The organism is Pseudomonas sp. RIT-PI-r, assembly GCF_001297015.1.
Taxonomy (GTDB): Bacteria; Pseudomonadota; Gammaproteobacteria; order Pseudomonadales; family Pseudomonadaceae; genus Aquipseudomonas.
In genome coordinates this window covers 68,490-91,077 of the sequence record NZ_LIGE01000043.1, presented here as the reverse complement: position 1 = coordinate 91,077, position 22,588 = coordinate 68,490, and the positions used below count along the sequence as shown (strand labels likewise).

The following is a 22,588-nucleotide window of genomic DNA, read 5'->3' as shown; positions in this document are numbered from 1 at the left end:
GCCTTTTTGTTTTGTGCTTGCGGTGGGATCGACTGATCCATGACACTGTGCGGCCTGTGTGAAGCAATTATTTCGTAGTGGAGACTGCCTTCATGGCCCACGAACTCTATACCCGTACCAACCAGAAGATCTATTTTGCCGGCCTGTCGCTGGAAGCTTTGGCTCGCGCAGAAGAGGGGCGGGCGATGAATTCTCTGGCGCTGATTCAGGCCGGGCGCGAATCCGCGTTGTTTCACCTCTACGGCGCCTTGTTGGGTCTTTGCCATGAAATTGCCGGTTTCTACCGCCTGCCACAAGCCAATGCGCCACGCGCAGAGTTGCTGCTGACGCGCGAAGTGCTGGAGTCGATCGCAATCCCGGAGCTGGCGGAAATGATCGAGTTGGCAGGCAACTCGGAAACGTGGCTGGCAAAACTGCTGGCGGCGCATTCGGCGATGTTTCAACCGCCTCGCGTGCCCCATAAGCCAAAAGGCGATGTAACTCAGCCATTGATTCAGGCCGTTAACCTTGACGAAGAAGAGGCGCCTGAAGAGTTGAGCCGAGAGGAGTTGGAAAGCTGGCGGCAAAACCTTAAAGGCTTGGCTCTCCGGTTTCGCGAAGGCTTGAACGAGTGTTGATGGGGATTGACTCGGTGGCAATCTGAAACATGCTGCTGGTCAAGATCCCGAGCGAAGCCTGAATGATGTCTATATAATCCCTGCCTTTCGTGGAGAACAGACCTATATGCCAACGTCCTTTCTAGAAATTGTCGAGTTACCAGACGGCCGAATCGAACTGCGCAGGGCTGAGGACGAAGGTTCTCTGGTGACTCTGGATTTCTCCGAGGATGCCAAAACCTTCCTGCAGGGCCAGCACGTGGAAATCGCCAAGGCGATGTTGAGCGTCGGCGTGCAGATGGCAGGTCGAATGATTGAAGGCGAATTTGATAAGGACGAGGGGCCGCGGGTTCTTCATTGATCCCTGCCTGTTTTCAGTTTTTTGTCATTGTCGCTTCAGATCGGCTTCTCTGTCCCTGGAGAAGCCCTGCGCTTCACTCAGCGCTTTTTACCAGCTAATCAACCCAAGCGAATATTCAGGCTTTGAGCGTCGCCCGTACGTGCAGCGTTGATCAGTTGTTGGCGTGAACTGCTGTTCAACGGGTTGAGCCAGGTTACCACTGTGTGGCTGCGGCCCAGGCGCAACGCTTCGCATGCCAGTTGCTGTGCGCTCTGAGTGCCTCGCGGTTGCAGCAGTAGAATACGCTCACGATTCAGGCCGGCATCCCGCAACCAGGTTTGCGTGAGACTCGCCGGTGGCGCAATCAGCGTCAGCCAGCGTGCGTCCTGATCTTCGCTCAACTCGCGGAGGATCGGGGCAAGCAGGTTCAGGCAGTTTCCGGCCGCACCGCGCAGTGACAGCTCACTGAATACTTCAGGTTCGGCATTCCACGGACGTTCGACCACTTCTTTCAGGGTCGGCGCCATCGGTTGCGCCAGAAACGCTTCGAATAAAGGCAGTTGTGTTTGCTGAGGTGTGTGTGGGAACTGCATAAAGCCTCCTTTAGCGGCGGATGACGCCGACACTCAAGCCTTCGATCACCAGTTCCTGATCTTTCAGGTCGACTTCGATAGGGGCGAATTCGGGGTTTTCAGCAATCAGCCAGACCTTGCTGCCTTCACGCTTGAAGCGTTTGACGGTCACTTCATCGCCGATGCGTGCAACGACGACCTGGCCGTTGCGTACTTCGCGGGTGGTGTGCACCGCCAGCAAATCGCCGTCGAAAATGCCTATGTCCTTCATGCTCATACCGTGAACGCGCAGCAGATAGTCGGCGCGCGGATGAAAGAAGGCTGGATTGATGTTGCAGGATTCTTCGATGTGCTGTTGGGCGAGGATGGGCGCACCGGCGGCGACCCGGCCAATGATTGGCAGGGTGGAGTCGTCAGCCTTGGCTTCGAAGCCCGGAATACGAATGCCCCGCGAGGCGCCTGGGGTCATCTCGATCGCACCTTTGCGGGCCAGGGCCTTGAGGTGTTCTTCAGCAGCATTGGGCGATTTGAAACCCAGTTCCTGAGCGATTTCCGCACGGGTTGGCGGGTAGCCATTGTCTTCGAGGCAACGTTTGATAAAGGCCAGAATCTCGGCTTGGCGTGGCGTCAGCTTTAGCATATTGATCGCTCTGTCTTTTTATACAGTGACTGGGATTATATACAGTGAAGCGGTCTTGGCAATGCCCGTTTTTTTGCAGGCCGCCGGACGGTCGGCAGCCTTGCTTACTAATGCGCGCGTCTTGTGTGGTTAAATAGCTGACCGACCATTCCCAAAACGAACCGGGAGGCTTGACAAGGCACAGGCTGAAACGTATGTTTCAAACAAGTGTTTGTCAGGCGGAGTAGCCATGGCCCAGTCGGAAACCGTTGAACGCATTCTTGATGCTGCCGAGCAGTTGTTCGCGGAGAAAGGTTTCGCTGAAACCTCATTGCGTTTGATCACCAGCAAGGCTGGCGTCAACCTGGCAGCGGTTAACTATCACTTCGGCTCGAAGAAGGCGCTGATTCAGGCGGTTTTTTCGCGCTTCCTCGGGCCGTTCTGTATCAGCCTCGATAAAGAGCTGGAGCGTCGTCAGGCCAAGCCTGAAAACAAGCCGACGCTTGAAGAACTGTTGGAGATCCTCGTCGAGCAAGCCCTTGTGGTTCAGCCGCGCAGCGGCAATGACCTGTCGATCTTCATGCGTTTGCTCGGTCTCGCGTTCAGCCAGAGCCAAGGCCACTTGCGCCGTTATCTGGAAGACATGTACGGCAAGGTATTCCGTCGCTACATGTTGCTCGTCAACGAAGCTGCGCCGCGCATCCCGCCGATCGAGCTGTTCTGGCGCGTGCACTTCATGCTCGGCGCCGCGGCATTCAGCATGTCCGGCATCAAGGCGCTGCGTGCGATTGCCGAGACCGATTTCGGCGTCAATACCTCCATCGAACAAGTCATGCGCCTGATGGTGCCGTTCCTCGCCGCTGGCATGCGCGCTGAAACCGGCGTCACCGATACGGCGATGGCCACTGCGCAACTGCGTCCGCGCAGCAAATCAACGCCGGTCGCCGCCAAGGTTTAACCGCGCACGGGTGGGCGCGCGAGCCTGTATCCGCTAAGCTAGCCGCCCATGCCGACTCTCGTTCTGAACCCGATCTTCACAGATATCGCCGACCTGCCGGGCAATGCCCCCGGTGGCGATTTCGTGCGGATCGGGTTTTTCGTTTTCAAGGAATCTCTATGACTGCTGGCCTGCAAGGCTCGTTGATGGTGGACGTCGCCGGTACCTGGCTGACGGCTGAAGATCGCCAATTGTTGCGTCAGCCCGAAGTGGGCGGTCTGATCATCTTTGCGCGCAACATTGAGCATCCACGCCAGGTGCGTGAGCTCAGCGCCGCGATCCGCGCGATTCGCCCGGATTTGCTGTTGGCCGTGGATCAGGAGGGCGGTCGTGTGCAACGCCTGCGTCAGGGCTTCGTACGCCTGCCAGCGATGCGCGCCATTGCCGACAATCCGAATGCCGAGTACCTCGCTGAGCAGTGCGGCTGGATCATGGCTACCGAAGTGCTGGCCGTCGGCCTGGACCTGAGTTTCGCCCCTGTGCTCGATCTGGATTACCAGCGCAGCGCCGTCGTCGGCACGCGTTCTTTCGAGGGTGATCCGGAGCGCGCAGCGTTGCTCGCTGGCGCGTTTATTCGCGGTATGAACAGCGCGGGCATGGCGGCCACCGGCAAGCACTTTCCCGGTCATGGCTGGGCCGAAGCCGATTCCCACGTTGCGATCCCGAATGACGAGCGCAGCCTCGACGAAATTCGCGCCAACGACCTCGTGCCCTTCGCCAGACTCAGCAGGCAACTGGCTGCGATCATGCCGGCGCACGTTATCTATCCGCAGGTTGATTCGCAGCCCGCCGGTTTCTCCCGGCGCTGGTTGCAGGACATTCTGCGCGGCGAGTTGCAGTTCGACGGCGTGATCTTCAGCGACGACCTGTCGATGGCGGGCGCCCATGTGGTCGGCGACGCCGCCAGCCGTATCGAAGCCGCGCTGACTGCTGGCTGCGACATGGGTCTGGTGTGCAACGACCGCGCCGCTGCCGAACTGGCTTTGAGCGCTGCTCAGCGCATGAAGGTCAAGCCTTCCGAGCGCATCGCTCGCATGCGTGGTCAGGCATTCGCCAGCACCGATTACCGCCAGGATCCGCGTTGGCTCACCGCCATCGGCGCGCTCAAAGACGCTCAACTGATCGATTAAGGATTTTTCGCTATGACGGTTTACGCAATCATCGGCGGCACTGGCCTGACCCAGCTCGAAGGCTTGACCATTCGCCAATCGCTGGCGGTGGACACGCCCTACGGCGCGCCGTCGGCCGACGTGCAGATTGGCGAGTACGCCGGCAAGGAAGTGTTGTTCCTCGCCCGTCACGGTCACCCGCATCGCTTCCCGCCGCACAAGGTCAACTACCGCGCCAATCTGTGGGCGTTGAAACAGGCTGGCGCCGAAGCGATCATCGCGGTGAATGCCGTGGGCGGTATTCATTCGGCCATGGGTACCGGGCATTTCTGCGTGCCGCACCAGATCGTCGACTACACCAGCGGCCGTGAGCACACTTTTTTCGCCGATGATCTGGAGCATGTCACCCACATCGACTTCAGCTTTCCTTACAGCGAACCGTTGCGCCAGCAATTGATTGCTGCGGTGGCCGCTGAAGGCTGCGAGTACAGCGATCAAGGCGTGTATGCCTGCACCCAGGGCCCGCGTCTGGAAACCGTGGCGGAGATCGTGCGTCTTGAGCGTGATGGCTGCGACATCGTCGGCATGACCGGTATGCCGGAAGCGGCGCTGGCGCGTGAGCTGGATCTGGATTACGCCTGTCTGGCGCTGGTAGTGAACCCGGCGGCGGGCAAGACCACGGAAGTGATCACCATGGCCGAAATCGAGCAGGCATTGCATGACGGGATGGGTAAGGTGAAATCGGCGTTGGCGCGGGTGCTCAAGGGCTGCAGCTGACCGAGACCGAGTTGGCCCCATCGCTGGCAAGCCAGCTCCACAGGTATCGAGTTGAATCACAGTTTTGTGTGCGACTCATAAGCCTGTGGGAACTGGCTTGCCAGCGAAAGCTATCTAACAGGCGACGCAGGTCTCAACGCTTGTCGGACTTATCCGGCAACGGTGCAAACAACGCTTCAATATCATCACTCTGCAACTTCCAGTCCCCGGCCTTGCGCCCATCCAGCACGCCCGCCGCCAAGTCGGACTTTTCCTTCTGCAGGTGCTGAATCTTCTCTTCCACCGTGCCCCGCGCGATCATCTTGTAGACGAATACCGGTTTCTCTTGACCGATCCGATAAGCACGGTCGGTTGCCTGATTTTCCGTCGCCGGGTTCCACCACGGATCGTAGTGAATCACCGTATCCGCCTCGGTCAGGTTCAAGCCGACACCGCCAGCCTTCAGGCTGATCAGAAAAATCTGCCGCTTGCCGCTCTGGAATTCCTTCACCGGTGTACGCCGATCGCGGGTCTGGCCGGTCAACAACGCGTAGGAAACGTTACGTTTTTTCAGCTCGTCTTCGATCAATGACAGCATCGAGGTGAACTGCGAAAACAGCAGAATCCGCCGGCCTTCCTCGAACAACTCCTCAAGCATTTCCATCAAACTGTCGAGCTTGCCCGAGGTGCTGCCGCGAGCGGGCAGGGTGGCGCCGTTGACCAGGCGCAAATCACAGCAAACCTGACGCAGCTTCAACAGCGCCTCAAGAATGATGATCTGGCTGCGTGCCACGCCTTTGCGGGTGATCTCGTCGCGGACTTTCTTGTCCATCGCCAGGCGCATGGTTTCGTACACATCGCGTTGCGCTTCGTTGAGATCGACCCAGTGGATGATCTCGGTTTTCGGCGGCAACTCGGTGGCCACCTGTTCCTTGGTGCGGCGCAGTAGAAACGGTTTTATTCGACCGTTAAGGTGCTGAAGTCTGACCTCGCTGCCGCGCTTTTCAATCGGTACACGGTAATCGGCGTTGAAGCTTTTTACGTCGCCGAGCCAGCCTGGCAGCAGGAAGTGAAACAGCGACCACAGTTCACCCAAGTGGTTTTCCAGCGGGGTACCACTCAGGCATAAACGCTGACGCGCGTTCAGCTCGCGCGCGGCTTGAGCGGCTTTGCTGTTCGGATTCTTGATGTACTGCGCCTCATCCAGCACCAATACGTGCAGCGGCTGCTTGGCCAGACGTTCGACGTCCTTGGGCAGCAGCGCGTAGGTGGTGAGGATCAGGTCGAAATCGGCCAGATTATCGAAATGTTTTTTACGAGTGGCGCCGTACAGCGCGACCACTTTCAGCTGCGGGGTGAAGTGCGCCGCCTCATCCAGCCAGTTCGGAATCAGGCTGGTTGGCATCACCACCATGCACGGTCGATCGAGGCGCCCGGCGTTTTTCTCGCTGAGAATATGCGCAAGCGTCTGTAGGGTTTTACCCAGACCCATGTCATCCGCAAGGATCCCGCCAACCTCCAGTTGCCGCAACGATTGCATCCAGCTCAAGCCTTCGAGCTGATAAGGACGCAGCGTCGCATTCAGGCCCTCTGGAGCTTGCGCGCTGAAATCACGAATGTCGCGCAGGCGTTGAGCAAACGTACGAATCTGCTCGCCACCCTCCCAGAGGAGCGGAATGCCTTCCAGCGAGTTCAGGCGTGTGGCGTCGGCCTTGCTCAGGCGCAAAGTGGTTTCGCCCGGTTCCTGCAAATAGAACTCGCCTAGGGTCATCAGCACCGGTTTCAACCGCCCCAGCGGCAACGCCACTTGCAGCGGCCCGTGCTCGCTGTTGCGTTGCGGAATATTGACCAGAATCAGCTCGTCATCGCGACGGCGCGCCAGGCGTTCCGGATTGAGGATTTCCGCGTGCGAGCGCATCAGATTGAGCAGGATCGGCAGCAGGCTCAGACGTTCACCATTGACGATGATCCCCAGCTCCAGATCGAACCAGTCACGCTCCGGCGCCTGCTCGACCGTGGCGTACCAGTCATCCACAGCGGTCAGGTCGAAGCCGAACTCTTCGTCGATCTGCAGCTCCCAACCTTGGCTGCGTAGTTTTGGCAGATCGTTGAGGGTAAACGTCAGCCAGGCGCTGTCATTGACCATCTCGTACAGCTCGCCCGCGCTTTCCGGCAGCGCTTTGCTCTGCCGCGTGGCGATACGAAAGCCGAGGATTCTTAACTGTTCGCGGTAGGACTGTTCGACGTCCGGGTGGCGTTTTATCCGCAGTGTCTGGGTTTCCTGGCGGATCAGGATGTCGCTGTTCTTCTGCCCGCTGACGTACTCATCCAGATAGCTGAACGACAACGCCGCGCGGTGCTGAATATAACGCTGCATCTTGCCGTTGCGCGGTTCGAAGGCGCTGAACTCGACGCTGGCCAGCCACAGGCGCGGCAAGGGTTGCACGTTGTCGACCAGCACTTGCGGTGGCGCTTTCGGGCCACGGTTTTCCAGCACGGCTTGGAGCTTCTCCAGTAATTCGGCGTCTTTGGCCGCGGCAGGGTAATCGAGGGTTTCCTGCACTTTCAGCAGGACAGCAGCGCAGTGTTTGCAGTTGCTGCGAACCGGGCAGGTACAGCCGGCATCGACCAGCAGCAAAGTGCCTTTGGCTGACTCGCGAAGATGAATCGTCTGACGGTAAACGTTACCGCCAGAGCCTTCGCAACTGGCGGTGATCGTTGCATCGCCGACCTGGGCGATGCGTACCCGGTTTTCCAGGGCGTAGCGGCGGCCACGCTCCAGGCTCTGTTCCTTGAATCGGCTGACCCAGGAGGGCGCCAACGGTTTACTCAGCGGCGGGTTCATAAGGACTTCGATCAGTCCGGAATCGCTTCAGGCGCTTCCCGTGGCGCAGGTGCGGTCAGGGAAGTGATCTTGATCAGCAGCGCCAGATGGCCGTTATCGAGATAGTTGAGTTGGCCGTTCTTGGTGTGGCTGTCCTGTTTCAGGCGCTCACTGGCGGTGACCAGGCCGTTGGTGTTGATCTTGTTGACCCAGAAATCGGCCGCGACGTCGGTGAAACGCCCGAGCTTCATCTCCAGCGTGCCCTCGATCGGGAACTGGCCGTACTGCTCCTGACCGTCGCTGACCGCGACTTTCGATGGCGCTTCACCGAGGGTTTGCTGCCAGGCTTTGTGCATCAGCACGCTGTAGTCGCCGCTGGCGGTGAGTTTTGTGACAACGTCATTCAACGCCGGCGTGCGCTGGCTGTCATCGGCCAAGCGCTGGGCGCCGGCGGCCCAGTCTTCCGGGGCGGCACGGCTGACAATTGCCGGTACAGCGTTCTGGCGAACCAGAATCATCTCGACCTGATACAGGTCATCGGCAAACGCCGTAGGCGCTACCAAGGTGAGTAGCAAAGTCAGCGAGCGAAACAGGCGCATGCGGCGTCCTTCAAACAGTTTTCGGGAGGAGGCGCTCAAACAGCGCCTCTACAGTATTAAAGCGCTCTTCCGGGCGTTCCATCGGCACCTGGAACTTGAACATCGTGGCGCCTTCGAATTTGTAGCGTTTTGGCTGGCTCTGGATCAGTTTGATCAGGGTCATCGGGTCCACTGGCGTCTGTGCTTCGAACTCGATGCGCCCACCTTGCGGCCCGCCATCGACCTTCTTGATGCCCAGTTGCTCAGCCTGCAATTTCAGCGCAGTGATACGCACCAGATTTTTCGTCGGTTCCGGCAGCAGACCGAAACGGTCGATCATCTCGACTTGCAGATCCTTCAGGCCTTCCTCGTCGGTGGCCGAAGCAATGCGCTTGTACAGAATCAGACGCGCGTGAACATCCGGCAGATAGTCTTCCGGAATCAGCGCCGGCACTCGCAGGTTGACCTCCGGGCCACCGCCCAGCGGTTGATCGAGGTTCGGTTGCTCGCCTTTGCGGATCGACTTCACCGCGCGTTCGAGCATCTCCATGTACAGCGTGAAGCCCACGGCCTGAATCTGCCCGCTCTGACCATCGCCGAGCAGTTCACCGGCGCCACGGATTTCCAGGTCGTTGGTCGCCAGCACGAAACCGGCGCCGAGATCCTGAGTGTTGGCAATCGCTTCCAGACGCTTTTCCGCATCCGAAGTGATTTGCTGGCGCGGCGGCGTCAGCAGGTAGGCGTACGCCTGGTGGTGGCTGCGACCGACACGACCGCGCAACTGGAGCAGTTGCGCCAGACCGAACTTGTCGGCGCGCTCGATGATGATGGTGTTGGCGCTTGGCACGTCGATACCGGTCTCGATGATGGTCGAGGCGATCAGCACGTTGAAGCGCTTGTGATAGAAGTCGCTCATCACCTGTTCGAGTTCGCGTTCGCGCATCTGCCCGTGACCGATGCCGATACGCGCTTCCGGCACCAGTTCGGCGAGATCGGCGGCGCATTTTTCAATGGTTTTCACATCGTTGTGCAGGTAGTAAACCTGACCGCCACGCAGCAGTTCGCGGAGCAGGGCCTCTTTGACCGTGCTCTTGTTCTGCTCCATGACGAAGGTGCGCACCGACAGGCGTCGCGCCGGCGGCGTGGCGATGATCGACAGATCGCGCATGCCCGACACCGCCATGTTCAGCGTGCGCGGAATCGGTGTGGCGGTCAGCGTAAGAATGTCGACTTCACTGCGCAGGGCCTTGAGCTGTTCTTTCTGACGCACACCGAAGCGGTGTTCTTCGTCGATAATCACCAGTCCGAGGTTTTTGATTTTTACATCGTCGGACAGCAGCTTGTGCGTGCCGATGACAATATCGATCTTGCCTTCCGCCAGATCGGCGATCGCCGCATTGACTTCCTTGGCCGACTTGAAGCGGCTCATCACTTCCACAGTCACCGGCCAGTCGGCGAAGCGGTCGCGGAAGCTGTTGTAGTGCTGCTGGGCGAGCAGGGTGGTCGGCACCAGAATCGCCACCTGGCGACCGCCGTGCACAGCGATGAACGCTGCGCGCATGGCCACTTCGGTCTTGCCGAAACCGACGTCGCCACAGACCAGTCGATCCATTGGCTTCGGCGCGAGCATGTCTTCGCGCACGGCTTCGATGGTCGATTGCTGGTCCGGGGTTTCTTCGAACGGGAAGCCAGCGCTGAATGTGGCGTAATCGGCTTTCGGGTCGGCAAATGCGTAGCCTTCGCGAGCGGCGCGGCGGGCATAGATGTCGAGCAATTCAGCAGCAACATCGCGCACCTGTTCGGCGGCTTTGCGTTTGGCTTTCTGCCAAACCTCGGAGCCGAGGCGGTGCAGCGGGGCCAGCGCATCGTCGCTGCCGGTGTAACGGGCGATCAGATGCAGGTTGGCCACCGGCACGTAGAGCTTGGCGTTCTCGGCATATTCCAGGGTGAGGAATTCGGCAGCCTGATTGTCGATTTCCAGAATCGTCAGGCCCAGATAGCGGCCGACACCGTGGTCGATGTGCACCACCGGCGCGCCTTCGCGCAGCTCGGTGAGGTTTTTGATCACTGCATCGTTGTTGCCGTCGGCACGCTTCTCGCGGCGGCGACGCTGCATGACGCGTTGGCCGAACAGCGGACTTTCCGCGACCAGTGCCAGCGCCGGATCGTCGAGCATCAGGCCTTCGTCGAGCGGGGCGATGGTGATCGCCAGGCGATCCTTGCTCGCGACGAAGTCCGGCCAGCTGTCGACGGTTTTCGGTCGCAGCTTCAGACGCTCCAGCAACTCCAGCAGCACTTCGCGACGGCCGGCGGATTCGGCGGTGAACAGCACGCGACCGGGGAATTCATCGAGGAAGGCAGAAAGCGCGGCCAGCGGTTGCGTGGCTTTGGCTTCAATCGCCAGATTCGGCAGTGCTTGTGCAGGAAAGCGCTCACGACCGACGCCGCTTTCCACGTCTTGCTGGCTGGCGACCACGCGTGGCCAGCTCTTCAGGCGCGCGAAGCAGTCTTCCACCGGCAGGAACAATTCGGCGGGTGGCAATAAAGGACGCGATGGATCGACGCGGCGCTCTTCATAACGATTGCGCACGTCGTTCCAGAAATTCTCCGCTGCTTGCTCGATACCCGGCAACGAGAACACCTGGGTGTCCTGCGGCAAATAATCGAACAGCGTCGAGGTTTCGTCGAAGAACAGCGGCAGGTAGTACTCGATACCGGCCGGAGTGATGCCGCTGCTCAGATCCTGAAAGATCGGGCAGCGCCGGAAGTCGACGTCGAAACGCTCGCGAAAGCGCGCCTTGAAGCGGGTGACCGCATCTTTCTGCAGCGGAAACTCACGAGCCGGCAGCAGCTTGACCGAATCGACCTTGTCGATGGAGCGCTGGTTTTCCGGATCGAAGGTGCGCAGGGTTTCGATTTCGTCGTCGAACAGGTCGATGCGATAGGGCAGTTTGCTGCCCATCGGGAACAGGTCGATCAGCGCGCCGCGTACGGTGAATTCGCCGTGTTCGTACACCGTGTCGACGTAGCGATAGCCGCTGGCTTCAAGCCGCGAGCGCATCTGTTCGACATCGAGTTTCTGCCCGACATCCAGTACCAGACTGCTGCCGAGCAAAAACTTGGTCGGCGCCAGGCGGTGCAACGCCGTGGTGATCGGCACCACCAGCACGCCATGTTCCAGCTCGGGCAGCCTATATAAGCTGGCGATGCGCTGGGAAATGATGTCCTGGTGCGGCGAGAACAGGTCGTACGGCAGGGTTTCCCAGTCGGGGAAATGCAGAACGGGCAAATCCGGGGCGAAGAAACTCAGCTCCTGTTCCAGTCGTTCAGCACTCTGGCTGTCGGCGGTCAGTAGCAGGGTGAAGCGCTTGGCAGCGCTGGCAGCCTCGGCAATCGCCAGGCTGAGGGCAGCACCGGGCAAATTGCCCCAATGCTGTTTACCTGCCTCGGCAGGGAGTTGCGGTAGACGCAGAACGGGCACGGAAGGTTGAGCTCCAGGCTTTGCGACAAAGTCGGTAATTGTAGCGGCGTCCGGTGCCGCCTGTCAGTTGCAGACTACGTCTATCTTCGCTGTTTTGGCGAAATGTAGTGGTAACCATAAAAACGAGCACTTTTTTAGTGGTTATGTAGTGCCGAAATTGGCTCGTGTTACGGAGGGTTACAGACATCGTCTAACAGTCGACGAAAAATTGACTGCGCTGGAAGCCGCGTATTTACTGGGCTGGCGCGAGGCGTTATTTTTTTGAAAGGAATTTTGTTACCGATTTCGCGACAAGCGCGCATTGCTGAATGAGGTTGTCGGCGGCATAATGTAGCCCCTTTTTTCTGCCCCTACATGTGGAAGGTTACCGTGACTCAGAAGCCCGACCAGTGTCTTGGTGAATGGATCGACCGTGAAGCACTCGCAGAAGCGATGATTCCGCTAATCGGTCAGCTCTACCGCAATAACAACGTGGTGAGCTCGATCTATGGCCGCAGCCTGATCAACCAGTCTGTCATCGCGATTCTCAAAGCTCACCGCTTTGCTCGCCACCGTTCTTCCGACGACAGCGAACTCTCCGTCCACGAAACATTCCCACTGCTCAAAGCCATGAGCGAGCTCAAGCTCGGCGCGGCTTCGGTAGATCTGGGCAAGTTGGCGTTCAAATTCCGTAACGAAGGCAATGGCCGCAGCGCCGAGCAATTCGTTCGTGAAGAAATGGCTGACGTGGTTGGCCAGCAAAACGCTTCCGCACGTAAAGGCACCGACGTTGTGCTGTACGGCTTCGGTCGTATCGGCCGTCTGCTGGCGCGCATCCTGATCGAGAAAACCGGTGGTGGCGACGGTCTGCGTCTGCGTGCCATCGTCGTGCGCAAAGGCGCCGAAAACGACCTGACCAAACGCGCCAGCCTGCTGCGTCGCGATTCGGTACACGGTTCGTTCAACGGCACCATTACCATCGACGAAGAAAACAACACCATCACCGCCAACGGTAACCTGATCCAGGTGATCTACGCGAAGAACCCGACTGAAGTGGATTACACCCAGTACGGCATCAAAGACGCGCTGCTGGTGGACAACACCGGTGTATGGCGTGACGCCGATGGCCTCGGTCAGCACCTGGCGTGCCCGGGTATCGACCGCGTTGTTCTGACCGCGCCTGGCAAAGGCAAGCTGAAGAACATCGTGCACGGTATCAACCACGGTGAAATCACCGCTGAAGACAAGATCGTGTCCGCCGCTTCCTGCACCACCAACGCCATCGTGCCGGTGCTGAAGGCTGTGAATGACAAGTTCGGCATCATCAACGGTCACGTCGAAACCGTTCACTCGTACACCAACGACCAGAACCTGATCGACAACTTCCACAAGGGCGATCGCCGTGGCCGTAGCGCTGCGCTGAACATGGTCATCACCGAAACCGGTGCTGCCACCGCTGCTGCCAAGGCCCTGCCTGAGCTGGCCGGCAAGCTGACCGGTAACGCGATCCGTGTGCCGACGCCGAACGTGTCGATGGCCATTCTCAACCTCAACCTCGAGAAAGCCGCCACCCGTGAAGAGATGAACGAGTACCTGCGCTACATGGCGCTGCACTCCGATCTGCACAAGCAAATCGACTTCGTCAATTCGCAGGAAGTGGTTTCGACCGACTTCGTTGGCTCGCGCCACGCCGGTGTAGTCGACGCTGAAGCGACCATCGTTCAGGACAACCGCGTTGTTCTGTACGTCTGGTACGACAACGAGTTCGGTTACAGCTGCCAGGTGGTTCGCGTGATGGAAGACATGGCTGATGTAAATCCGCCAGCATTCCCGCGCTAAGCGATAGCTGCACATGAAAACGCCCCGACTTTGGTCGGGGCGTTTTTGTTTGTGGGCCTTTTAGAAGTGTGTTGTCAGTACCGGCCTCATCGCGAGCAGGCTCACTCCTACATGGGGATTTGTGAACGACACAGATCCAATGTAGGAGTGAGCCTGCTCGCGATAGCTATTTAACGAGCGCCGCCGGGTATGGCCGCTTGCGCAGTGCGCAACTCATGCTTGTTGCCCCGGAACAACACCAATGTCGCCAACAGCCCCAACACCGCCGCACCACTCAGCCAGATCCCCGGTGCTGCCTTGTTATCCAGCACATGAATCAGATACGTACACGCCGCCGGGGTAAAACCGCCAAACGTCGCCGTCGCCAAGCTGTAGGCCAGCGAAAACCCGGTAGTACGCACTTCCACCGGCATGATCTCGGTCAGCGCCACCACCATCGCGCCGTTGTACGAGCCGTACAGGAACGACAACCACAGTTCGACAATCAGCAAATGACTGAAGCTCGGATTTGCCACCAACCACGACAGCGCAGGATAGGCGGTAAGAATCGCCAGAATCGTCGCCGCAAGCAGTAGGGGCTTTCTCCCGATTTTATCGGACACCGCACCCATCACCGGCAACCAGAAAAAGTTCGACAGGCCGATGCACACCGTCACCAGCAGCGCATCGAGATCCGACAGATGCAGCTCTGCCTTGCCGAAGGTCGGGGTGTAAGCGGTGATCAGATAGAAGGACACGGTGGTCATCACCACCAGCGCCATGCCGGCGATGACGATGCCAAAGTTCTGACCGATCGAGCGGACAATTTCCCGCAGGGTAGGGCGATGTTTCCGCGCCTGGAATTCCGGGGTTTCTTCCAGTGAGCGACGAATGACAAAGATCACCGGCACAATCATGCAGCCGATCAGGAACGGCACGCGCCAGCCCCAATCACCCATTTGTTCCGGGCTTAGCCAGTGATTGAGGCCGACGCCGAGCAGGCCGGCGAAGACGACCGCCGCTTGCTGGCTCGCGGATTGCCAACTGACGAAAAAGCCCTTGCGACCCGGGGTGGCAATTTCTGCCAGATACACCGACACGCCGCCGAGTTCGACGCCCGCCGAGAAACCTTGCAGCAGTCGGCCGAACAGAACGAGCAAAGGTGCGGCGACACCGAGGGTGGCATAACCCGGAACGCAGGCAATCAGCACCGTACCGGCAGCCATCAACGCCAGCGTGATGATCAAGCCTTGGCGACGGCCATGACGGTCAATGTAGGCGCCGAGGAAAATCGCCCCCAGTGGACGCATCAGGAAGCCAGCGCCAAAAGTCGCCAGTGAAAGCATCAGCGAGGCGAAGGCACTGTCGGTGGGAAAGAACGTTTTAGCGATGGCTGTGGCATAAAAGCCGTAGACCATAAAGTCGAACATTTCGAGGAAATTGCCGCTGACAACGCGAAAGATCGCTTTGCCTTTGCCCGTGGTGGAGGACATGGTCAGGTCTCACTATTGGATTTTGTATAAAGATGTTGCAGATCCTTTAATTCATAATGGCCGTCGCGGTTTTACGGAGAGATGAATAATTGTTCACTGGACGGTTGCTTGGGCTCGTGATTCTTGCGGGCATATTGGCTGGCTGCGGCAATGGCGATTCCACGGAAGGTTTCGGTGGGCCGACCATGGGCAGCACGTACTCGATCAAGTACGTGCGCCACGCCGGCATGCCTGACGCGACGCAGGTTCGCCGTGAAGTGGAGAGCATCCTTGGCGAAGTCGATCGGCAGTTATCGACTTATCGCAATGATTCGGACATTGAGCGCTTCAACGCTTTGCCCGCGAACAGCTGTCAGAAAATGCCTGCCTCGGTGCTGGAATTGGTCCTTGTGGGCGAGCAACTGTCAGCGCAAAGCGAAGGTTCCTACGATCTCACCGTGGAGCCGCTGATGAATCTCTGGGGCTTCGGCCCGCAAGGGCGCGAAGAGAAAGTCCCTGACGCCGAGGCACTGGCTGAGGTGATGTCGCGCATTGGTCATCAGCACTTGCACGCCAATGGCGATCAGTTGTGCAAAGACGCCGCCGTCGAAGTCGATTTCAACAGCATTGCTGCCGGTTATGCCGTCGACACTATCGCGGCGAGGCTCGACGCCATGGGCATTCAAGACTACTTGGCCGAAGCCACCGGTGAATTGAAGGCCAAAGGCAGAAAACTCGACGGCTCACCCTGGCGCATCGCTCTGGAAGAACCCCGTGATGATCAACAGGTCGCCGAACGCGTCATTAATGTCGATGGCTACGGCGTCTCCACGTCCGGCGACTATCGCAATTATTTCCTGCAGGATGGCCGGCGTTATTCCCACACCTTTGATGCACGCAGCGGTGCACCCGTCCTACACGACCTGGCGTCAGTCACAGTGATTCATCCTTCAGCGTTGATGGCCGATGGACTATCGACGCTGTTGCTGATTCTTGGCCCGGAAAGGGCGTGGGACTATGCCGAAAAACATGACATTGGTGCATTCTTTGTCATTCGTGCCGATACAGGTTTTGTCGTCCGCACCAACAAGGCTTTCGAACGCCTCAGCGGCGAAAAAACTGACTGAGAACAATACGAAAGCTGGCGTTGTAGTGCAGGCAAAAGTAGCCTACGACGCGACCAAGGGTTAATGTGCGCGGCGTTGACGCTTCTATAGACTGTGTCCGGGTTCTTGATTGACCCCCAATTGTTCCTTCGCGCCGCTGTTCGGCGTGATTTAGCCGTAGGTGCTGCTGGCACCGCGGCCTGTTCTGAGGAGTACGCATGGCTGTCTACAACTACGACGTGGTGGTGCTGGGTTCCGGCCCGGCGGGAGAAGGCGCGGCAATGAACGCCGCCAAAGCAGGGCGCAAGGTCGCGATGGTCGACAGCCGTCGCCAGGTCGGCGGCAACTGCACCCACCTCGGTACCATCCCGTCCAAGGCACTGCGTCACTCGGTGCGGCAGATCATGCAGTTCAACACCAATCCGATGTTCCGGGCGATCGGCGAGCCACGCTGGTTCTCCTTCCCGGACGTGTTGAAAAGCGCCGAGAAGGTCATTTCCAAACAAGTTGCTTCGCGCACCGGGTACTACGCCCGTAACCGCGTCGACGTGTTCTTCGGTACCGGCAGCTTCGCTGACGAGCAAACCATCGAAGTGGTCTGCGCCAACGGCGTGGTCGAAAAACTGGTGGCCAAGCACATCATCATCGCCACCGGTTCGCGTCCTTATCGCCCGGCGGACATCGATTTCCACCACCCGCGTATCTACGATAGCGACACCATCCTCAGCCTCGGCCACACCCCGCGCAAACTGATCGTTTACGGCGCCGGCGTGATCGGTTGCGAGTATGCGTCGATCTTCAGTGGTCTGGGTGTATTGGTTGAGCTGGTCGATAACCGTGGCCAGTTGCTGAGCTTCCTCGACTCGGAAATCTCCCAGGCGTTGAGCTACCACTTCAGCAACAACAACATCACTGTGCGCCACAACGAAGATTACGATCGCGTTGAAGGTGTCGATAACGGCGTAATCCTGCACCTGAAGTCGGGCAAGAAGATCAAGGCCGACGCCTTGCTCTGGTGCAACGGCCGTACCGGTAACACCGATCAATTGGGTCTGGAAAACATCGGCGTCAAGGTCAACAGCCGTGGCCAGATCGAAGTCGACGAGGCTTACCGCACCTGCGTACCGAACATCTATGGTGCCGGTGACGTGATCGGCTGGCCGAGCCTGGCCAGTGCTGCCCACGACCAGGGCCGTTCGGCCGCTGGCAGCATCGTTGATAACGGTAGCTGGCGTTTCGTGAATGACGTGCCGACCGGCATCTACACGATTCCGGAGATCAGTTCGATCGGCAAGAACGAGCAGGAACTGACCCAGGCCAAAGTGCCCTACGAAGTCGGCAAGGCGTTCTTCAAGAGCATGGCGCGTGCGCAGATCGCCGGCGAGCCGCAAGGCATGCTGAAGATCCTGTTCCACCGTGAAACCCTGGAAGTGCTGGGCGTTCACTGCTTCGGTTATCAGGCGTCGGAGATCGTCCACATCGGTCAGGCGATCATGAACCAGCCGGGCGAGCTGAACACGCTGAAGTACTTCGTCAACACCACGTTCAACTACCCGACCATGGCCGAAGCCTATCGGGTAGCAGCGTACGACGGCCTCAACCGGCTTTTTTGACGGGCTCCGGCCGGTGGCCTGAGCCGGCCGGGGAGACCGAATTCAGCAATTCTCGAGGGTGGCAGTGGCCAAACCGGGAAAGTCTGTAATCAGGCTGTCAACGCCGAAGTCGGCGAGCCTGCGCATCAGCGCAGGTTCGTTGACGGTCCACACCGACACGTGCAGCCCCTGACGCTGCGCCTTCTGCAGGCGTTCCGGCGTACACAGCGTCCAGTTCAACGCGAGAATCTCACAGCCATAACTGGCCGCGACCTTCAACGGATCGAGCCAGGCGTATTCGGCGACCAACCCCCGCGACACATCCGGCACCAGATCCAGCGCCGCTTTCAGCACTTCCCGCGAACTCGAAGTGATGGTCACCTTGTCGAGCAGGCCGTGGCGTTGGGCCATTTCACGAATCGCCAGCACCGTGGTTGCGGCGCGAGTACGCGATGCGCTTTTCACTTCGAGCTGCCAGTGCTCGAAATCACACTGCTCGAACAACTCTTCCAGCGTCGGAATCGGGCACGGCTTGATCCAGCCCGGGCCACCCTTGCGCGCGTCGTACGTCACCAGTTCGGCGGCGGTGTGCTCGACGACCTTGCCACGGCGGTCCGTGGTGCGTTTGAGGGTCGGGTCGTGGATGACCATCAACTCGCCGTCCTTGGACAGGTGCAGATCGAGTTCGCAACGGCGCACGCCGTGCTTGAGACATTCCTGAAAGCTGCTCAGGGTGTTTTCCGGTGCTTCGCCCTTGGCGCCGCGGTGGCCGTAGATGAGGGTCACGGTTCTTCCTTAAATTAAATGCCTGATTCGTTCTGTTCGCGGGCCAGACGTCGTTCCTGGGCCTGCTTCTGCAAGATATAGCGGGCGAGCAACTGGCGCTGGGCATCGGTCAAGTGTTCGAACTCGGTGCCGACGTCATAACCCTCGCCCTTGCGGTCGCAATGGGTGACACGGGCGCGCAGCAACAGGCCCAGCGCTTGCGGCATCAGCACCAGTTTCACCGACAGGTGTGCACCGGCGGCAATCGGCGTCGGGTACTGAAAGTCGATTCCACCCTCGGAGATGATCACCGGTTGCGGCTCGCCGATATGGCCGAGCACGGTCAGGGCGACCACCTGACTGAGCAGGTCAATGCGCTTGTTCTGCGATTTCAGGAAGGCCGCGATGGCCCGATCGCGCTCGCTGATCTGGCGCAACAGGTGCTGCGACTCGAATTCGCTCAGGTGCAGTTCGCTGAGCAGGTTGAACAGTGGGGAAGCATCCTGCAACACTTCCTGGCCTGCGGCTTCGGGAGCGGACAGGGGCCGAATTTCCAGTGCGATCGTGTCCTCGATACGGTAGTATTCGCGGCGATCTTCTTCATCTAATGCCGACAGGGCGAACCCATGGTAGCGGCGGTGGTGTGAGTGAAAGGCTGGTACCCCCCCCCCGCCACAAGGACGTTCCTTTTCCCTCCGAACAAGCCCCGACATGTTCAGACCTCTCTTCGTATTTATCGGCACGCGTTATACCCGTGCAAAGCGTCGCAATCATTTTGTGTCATTCATTTCCCTGACTTCGATGATCGGGCTCGCCCTTGGCGTGGTCGTGATGATCGTCGTGCTGTCGGTGATGAATGGCTTCGATCATGAGATGCGCACCCGCGTGCTGGGCATGGTGCCCCACGCGACCATTGAATCCACTGAACCGATCAACGATTGGCAAAGCCTGGCCACCAAGGTCAAGCAGAACCCGCAGGTGACGGCGGTTGCGCCGTTCACCCAGATGCAGGGCCTGCTGACCAATAACGGTCAGGTGTCCAAGGTGTTGCTCAATGCCATCGACCCGGCGCTGGAGCGCAACGTGTCGATCATCGACAACTTCATGAAGCAGGGCAAACTCGACGATCTGACGCCGGGCAGCTTCGGCATCGTCATCGGCGACAAGGCGGCGACCAAGCTCGGCGTCGGCATTGGTGACAAGGTCACCTTCGTCGCACCGGAGGTCAGCCTGACCCCGGCCGGCATGTTCCCGCGCATGAAGCGCTTCACCGTTGTCGGCATTTTCCATGTCGGCGCTGGCGAACTCGATGGCTATCTGGGCGTCACCAACCTGCAGGATCTGGCGAAGATGCACCGCTGGAAGCCTGATCAGGTACAGGGCATCCGCCTGAAGTTCGACGACCTGTTCCAGGCACCGCGCGTAGCATGGAACATCGCCCAGCAACTCGGCGAAGACCATTACTACGCCCGCGACTGGACGCGCACCCACGGCAATCTGTATCAGGCGATCCGCATGGAAAAGGCCATGATCGGCCTGCTGTTGTTGCTGATCGTTGCCGTGGCTGCGTTCAACATCATTTCCACGCTGGTGATGGTGGTCAACGACAAGAAGGGCGACATCGCCATCCTGCGCACCTTGGGCGCGACGCCGGGCACGATCATGCGCACGTTCATGGTGCAAGGCACGGTGATCGGTGTGGTCGGCACGGCGATTGGTGCGGTAGTCGGCATTTTTGCGGCGCTTAATGTCAGCGCTGCGATCTCGGCACTGGAAGGCCTGATCGGCCACAAATTCCTTAATGCTGACGTGTATTTCATTGATTATCTTCCGTCGCAGGTGCAGAGCCAGGATGTGATCATGGTCTGCGCTGCTGCGTTGGTCCTGAGTTTCCTCGCCACCCTGTATCCAGCCTGGCGTGCCGCGCGCACCCAGCCGGCGGAGGCGCTACGTTATGAGTGAGTCGGGCATGAGTGAACAAGCAATCCTGAGCTGCCGCAACCTGGGCAAATCCTATGAAGAAGGCCCGGAATCGGTAGAAGTACTGGCCGGCCTGCAACTGGAGCTGCACCCTGGCGAGCGTGTGGCGATCGTCGGCACCTCGGGTTCGGGCAAAAGTACTTTGCTCAACCTGCTCGGCGGCCTCGATACGCCAACCAAGGGCAGCGTCTGGCTCGACGGTGAAGAACTGTCGGCGCTGAGCGAGAAGAAGCGTGGCCTGCTGCGCAACCGTGCACTCGGTTTCGTTTACCAGTTCCACCACTTGCTGCCGGAATTCACCGCGCTGGAAAACGTCTGCATGCCGCTGCTGATCGGCAAGACGCCGATCCCGGAAGCCCGTCAGCGCGCCACGGCATTGCTGGAACGCGTCGGCCTCGGCCATCGTCTGGAGCACAAACCGGCGGAACTGTCCGGTGGCGAGCGTCAACGTGTGGCGATTGCCCGCGCCTTGGTCAACAAGCCAGGCCTGGTGATGCTCGACGAGCCAACCGGCAACCTCGACTCCCACACCGCCCAGGGCATTCAGGATTTGATGCTGGAACTCAGCACCTCGATGCGCACCGCGTTTCTGGTAGTGACTCACGACATGAACCTGGCCCGCCAGATGGATCGCGTATTGCACCTGCAAGAAGGTTGCCTCACGCCTATCTGATTGGCTGAAACCCGGCGCCTGCAAAGGTGTCGGGTCTTTTATTTTTATACGGTGCCCCAGCGAATGTTCAGACCGTTATCGATCTTTATCGGCACGCGCTATACCCGCGCCAAGCGCCGCAATCGCTTCGTTTCGTTCATTTCGATGACCTCGATGATCGGCCTCGCCCTTGGCGTGCTGGCGATGATCGTGGTGTTGTCGGTAATGAACGGCTTCCAGCGCGAAATGAGTTCGCGCATCCTCGGCATGGTGCCGCACGCAACCATCGTTGGCGTCAAGCCGATCGATGACTGGCAGCCGGTGGCCGCCGCCGCGATGAAAAATCCAGAAGTGACCGCCGCCGTGCCGTTCACCGAGATGGAAGGCATGCTCTCTTACAAGGGCTTGATGCAGCCGATCCAGATCAGCGGCGTCGATCCGGCGCAGGAAGGCAAGGTCTCGATCGTTGCCCAGCACATTGTGCAGGGGCGTCTTGATGCGTTGAAGCCAGGCGAGTTCGGCGTAGTGATTGGTGAAATCACCGCGCGACGTTTCCGCCTCAACGTCGGCGACAAAATCACCCTGATCGTCCCGGAAGTCAGTACCGCACCGGGCGGCATCACCCCGCGCATGCAGCGCCTGAACGTGGTCGGCGTGTTCAAGGTGGGTGCTGAACTGGACGGCTCGATGGGCCTGATCCACGTGGCAGATGCCGCGACCATGCAGCATTGGCAGCCGAATCAGGTGCAGAGTGTGCGTCTGGCGGTCAAAGACCTGTACGCGGCGCCGAAAGTCTCCTCGGACATCGCCGCCGGTCTGGGCGCCGATTTCAAGGCTGACGACTGGACCCACACCCAGGGCAGTCTGTTCAGCGCGATGAAAATGGAAAAAACCATGATCGGCCTGCTGTTGCTGATGATCGTCGCGGTGGCGGCGTTCAACATCATCGCGACCCTGATCATGGTAGTGAACGACAAGGGCGCTGACATCGCGATCCTGCGTACCATCGGTGCCACGCCTCGGCAGATCATGGCGATCTTCATGGTCCAGGGCACGGTGATCGGTATTGTCGGCACGATCATTGGCGGCGTGTTGGGCGTGATCGCCGCGCTGAATGTCAGTCAGATCGTGGGCTGGATCGAGCGCGTGAGCGGCCAGCATATTTTCAGCTCGGACGTGTATTTCGTCAGCAATCTGCCGTCGGAATTGCAGGGTGGGGATGTGCTGTTGATTTGCTCGGCGGGCTTTATCCTGAGCTTTTTGGCGACGGTGTATCCGGCCTGGCGGGCGGCGAAGATCGAGCCGGCTCACGCCCTGAGATACTCTTAAGCAGACAGGCCGCTTTCGCGAGC

General features: G+C 59.3%; 19 protein-coding genes. 11 read left to right on the top strand and 8 right to left on the bottom strand.

Translation table 11 applies throughout. The annotated features are described in order from the left end of the window. The first annotated feature begins 92 nt into the window (after positions 1-92). Both AK821_RS26120 and AK821_RS26115 read left to right on the top strand, forming a co-directional pair. Positions 93-617, top strand: coding sequence for a DUF6586 family protein (locus AK821_RS26120; protein ID WP_064392831.1), 525 nt, complete (start codon positions 93-95; stop codon positions 615-617). Positions 618-723: 106 nt separating this feature from the next. Next, entirely contained in the window at positions 724-957 is a 234-nt protein-coding gene (locus tag AK821_RS26115) for a hypothetical protein (protein WP_064392830.1), read from the top strand. Between the two features lie 98 nt (positions 958-1,055). Here the strand turns inward: AK821_RS26115 and sulA are convergent, their stop codons facing one another. Both sulA and lexA read right to left on the bottom strand, forming a co-directional pair. Further along, entirely contained in the window at positions 1,056-1,529 is a 474-nt protein-coding gene (sulA, locus tag AK821_RS26110) for an SOS-induced cell division inhibitor SulA (RefSeq protein ID WP_064392829.1), read from the bottom strand. A gap of 10 nt (positions 1,530-1,539) precedes the next feature. Beyond that, on the bottom strand, positions 1,540-2,148 hold the full coding sequence (lexA, locus tag AK821_RS26105; protein WP_064392828.1) for a transcriptional repressor LexA: 609 nt from the start codon (positions 2,146-2,148) through the stop codon (positions 1,540-1,542). Between the two features lie 229 nt (positions 2,149-2,377). Between lexA and AK821_RS26100 the strand changes: the two genes are divergently transcribed. From AK821_RS26100 to AK821_RS26090, 3 genes are all read left to right on the top strand, one after another. Then, a complete protein-coding gene (locus tag AK821_RS26100; protein ID WP_016986747.1) occupies positions 2,378-3,085 on the top strand; it encodes a TetR/AcrR family transcriptional regulator in 708 nt (235 codons plus the stop codon). 170 nt (positions 3,086-3,255) lie between these two features. Further along, complete coding sequence (gene nagZ / locus AK821_RS26095) at positions 3,256-4,254, top strand: beta-N-acetylhexosaminidase (protein WP_177330983.1); 999 nt, start codon at positions 3,256-3,258, stop codon at positions 4,252-4,254. Between the two features lie 12 nt (positions 4,255-4,266). Continuing rightward, positions 4,267-5,010: an S-methyl-5'-thioinosine phosphorylase gene (locus AK821_RS26090; RefSeq protein WP_064392826.1), complete on the top strand. Its 744-nt coding sequence runs from the start codon at positions 4,267-4,269 to the stop codon at positions 5,008-5,010. A gap of 133 nt (positions 5,011-5,143) precedes the next feature. Here the strand turns inward: AK821_RS26090 and AK821_RS26085 are convergent, their stop codons facing one another. From AK821_RS26085 to mfd, 3 genes are read right to left on the bottom strand one after another with little or no spacing between them, the layout of a single operon-like run. Beyond that, positions 5,144-7,834, bottom strand: a complete 2,691-nt coding sequence (locus AK821_RS26085) for a DEAD/DEAH box helicase (RefSeq protein ID WP_064392825.1) — start codon at positions 7,832-7,834, stop codon at positions 5,144-5,146. An 11-nt stretch (positions 7,835-7,845) separates the two neighbouring features. Continuing rightward, positions 7,846-8,412, bottom strand: a complete 567-nt coding sequence (locus tag AK821_RS26080; protein WP_064392824.1) for a CsiV family protein — start codon at positions 8,410-8,412, stop codon at positions 7,846-7,848. A 10-nt stretch (positions 8,413-8,422) separates the two neighbouring features. Further along, positions 8,423-11,872 (bottom strand): transcription-repair coupling factor, encoded by a 3,450-nt coding sequence (mfd, locus tag AK821_RS26075; protein ID WP_064392823.1) that lies wholly within the window; start codon positions 11,870-11,872, stop codon positions 8,423-8,425. 354 nt (positions 11,873-12,226) lie between these two features. On the opposite strand from mfd, the gene AK821_RS26070 reads away from it, so the two are divergent. Next, positions 12,227-13,690: a glyceraldehyde-3-phosphate dehydrogenase gene (locus tag AK821_RS26070; RefSeq protein ID WP_064392822.1), complete on the top strand. Its 1,464-nt coding sequence runs from the start codon at positions 12,227-12,229 to the stop codon at positions 13,688-13,690. 170 nt (positions 13,691-13,860) lie between these two features. Here the strand turns inward: AK821_RS26070 and AK821_RS26065 are convergent, their stop codons facing one another. Continuing rightward, complete coding sequence (locus AK821_RS26065; RefSeq protein WP_064392821.1) at positions 13,861-15,162, bottom strand: MFS transporter; 1,302 nt, start codon at positions 15,160-15,162, stop codon at positions 13,861-13,863. Between the two features lie 89 nt (positions 15,163-15,251). Here AK821_RS26065 and AK821_RS26060 point away from each other — a divergent pair, with 89 nt between their 5' ends. Next, complete coding sequence (locus AK821_RS26060) at positions 15,252-16,268, top strand: FAD:protein FMN transferase (protein ID WP_064392820.1); 1,017 nt, start codon at positions 15,252-15,254, stop codon at positions 16,266-16,268. A 197-nt stretch (positions 16,269-16,465) separates the two neighbouring features. Next, positions 16,466-17,860, top strand: coding sequence for a Si-specific NAD(P)(+) transhydrogenase (sthA, locus tag AK821_RS26055; protein WP_007984277.1), 1,395 nt, complete (start codon positions 16,466-16,468; stop codon positions 17,858-17,860). A gap of 42 nt (positions 17,861-17,902) precedes the next feature. On the opposite strand, the gene AK821_RS26050 is transcribed toward sthA, so the two are convergent. Together AK821_RS26050 and AK821_RS26045 are read right to left on the bottom strand one after the other, a co-directional pair. Next, complete coding sequence (locus tag AK821_RS26050) at positions 17,903-18,625, bottom strand: glycerophosphodiester phosphodiesterase (RefSeq protein ID WP_008087738.1); 723 nt, start codon at positions 18,623-18,625, stop codon at positions 17,903-17,905. A 14-nt stretch (positions 18,626-18,639) separates the two neighbouring features. Beyond that, positions 18,640-19,221, bottom strand: coding sequence for a PilZ domain-containing protein (locus tag AK821_RS26045; RefSeq protein ID WP_064392854.1), 582 nt, complete (start codon positions 19,219-19,221; stop codon positions 18,640-18,642). A gap of 94 nt (positions 19,222-19,315) precedes the next feature. Here AK821_RS26045 and AK821_RS26040 point away from each other — a divergent pair, with 94 nt between their 5' ends. From AK821_RS26040 to AK821_RS26030, 3 genes are all read left to right on the top strand, one after another. Continuing rightward, positions 19,316-20,566, top strand: a complete 1,251-nt coding sequence (locus tag AK821_RS26040) for a lipoprotein-releasing ABC transporter permease subunit (protein WP_064392819.1) — start codon at positions 19,316-19,318, stop codon at positions 20,564-20,566. After that, positions 20,559-21,257 carry a lipoprotein-releasing ABC transporter ATP-binding protein LolD gene (gene lolD / locus AK821_RS26035; protein WP_007910506.1) on the top strand — a complete coding sequence of 233 codons (699 nt, stop codon included), beginning with the start codon at positions 20,559-20,561 and terminating at the stop codon, positions 21,255-21,257. The genes AK821_RS26040 and lolD overlap by 8 nt, the downstream gene beginning before the upstream one ends. A gap of 63 nt (positions 21,258-21,320) precedes the next feature. Then, a complete protein-coding gene (locus tag AK821_RS26030; RefSeq protein WP_064392818.1) occupies positions 21,321-22,565 on the top strand; it encodes a lipoprotein-releasing ABC transporter permease subunit in 1,245 nt (414 codons plus the stop codon). The last annotated feature ends 23 nt before the right edge of the window (positions 22,566-22,588 follow it).

Excerpts from the sequence above, each read along its gene's own strand:
- AK821_RS26120 (WP_064392831.1), top strand. The coding sequence starts at position 93 with ATGGCCCACGAACTCTATACCCGTACCAACCAGAAGATCTATTTTGCC.
- AK821_RS26115 (WP_064392830.1), top strand. The coding sequence starts at position 724 with ATGCCAACGTCCTTTCTAGAAATTGTCGAGTTACCAGACGGCCGAATC.
- sulA (WP_064392829.1), bottom strand. The coding sequence starts at position 1,529 with ATGCAGTTCCCACACACACCTCAGCAAACACAACTGCCTTTATTCGAA.
- lexA (WP_064392828.1), bottom strand. The coding sequence starts at position 2,148 with ATGCTAAAGCTGACGCCACGCCAAGCCGAGATTCTGGCCTTTATCAAA.
- AK821_RS26100 (WP_016986747.1), top strand. The coding sequence starts at position 2,378 with ATGGCCCAGTCGGAAACCGTTGAACGCATTCTTGATGCTGCCGAGCAG.
- AK821_RS26090 (WP_064392826.1), top strand. The coding sequence starts at position 4,267 with ATGACGGTTTACGCAATCATCGGCGGCACTGGCCTGACCCAGCTCGAA.
- AK821_RS26085 (WP_064392825.1), bottom strand. The coding sequence starts at position 7,834 with ATGAACCCGCCGCTGAGTAAACCGTTGGCGCCCTCCTGGGTCAGCCGA.
- AK821_RS26080 (WP_064392824.1), bottom strand. The coding sequence starts at position 8,412 with ATGCGCCTGTTTCGCTCGCTGACTTTGCTACTCACCTTGGTAGCGCCT.
- AK821_RS26070 (WP_064392822.1), top strand. The coding sequence starts at position 12,227 with ATGTGGAAGGTTACCGTGACTCAGAAGCCCGACCAGTGTCTTGGTGAA.
- AK821_RS26065 (WP_064392821.1), bottom strand. The coding sequence starts at position 15,162 with ATGTCCTCCACCACGGGCAAAGGCAAAGCGATCTTTCGCGTTGTCAGC.
- sthA (WP_007984277.1), top strand. The coding sequence starts at position 16,466 with ATGGCTGTCTACAACTACGACGTGGTGGTGCTGGGTTCCGGCCCGGCG.
- AK821_RS26040 (WP_064392819.1), top strand. The coding sequence starts at position 19,316 with ATGTTCAGACCTCTCTTCGTATTTATCGGCACGCGTTATACCCGTGCA.
- lolD (WP_007910506.1), top strand. The coding sequence starts at position 20,559 with ATGAGTGAGTCGGGCATGAGTGAACAAGCAATCCTGAGCTGCCGCAAC.
- AK821_RS26030 (WP_064392818.1), top strand. The coding sequence starts at position 21,321 with ATGTTCAGACCGTTATCGATCTTTATCGGCACGCGCTATACCCGCGCC.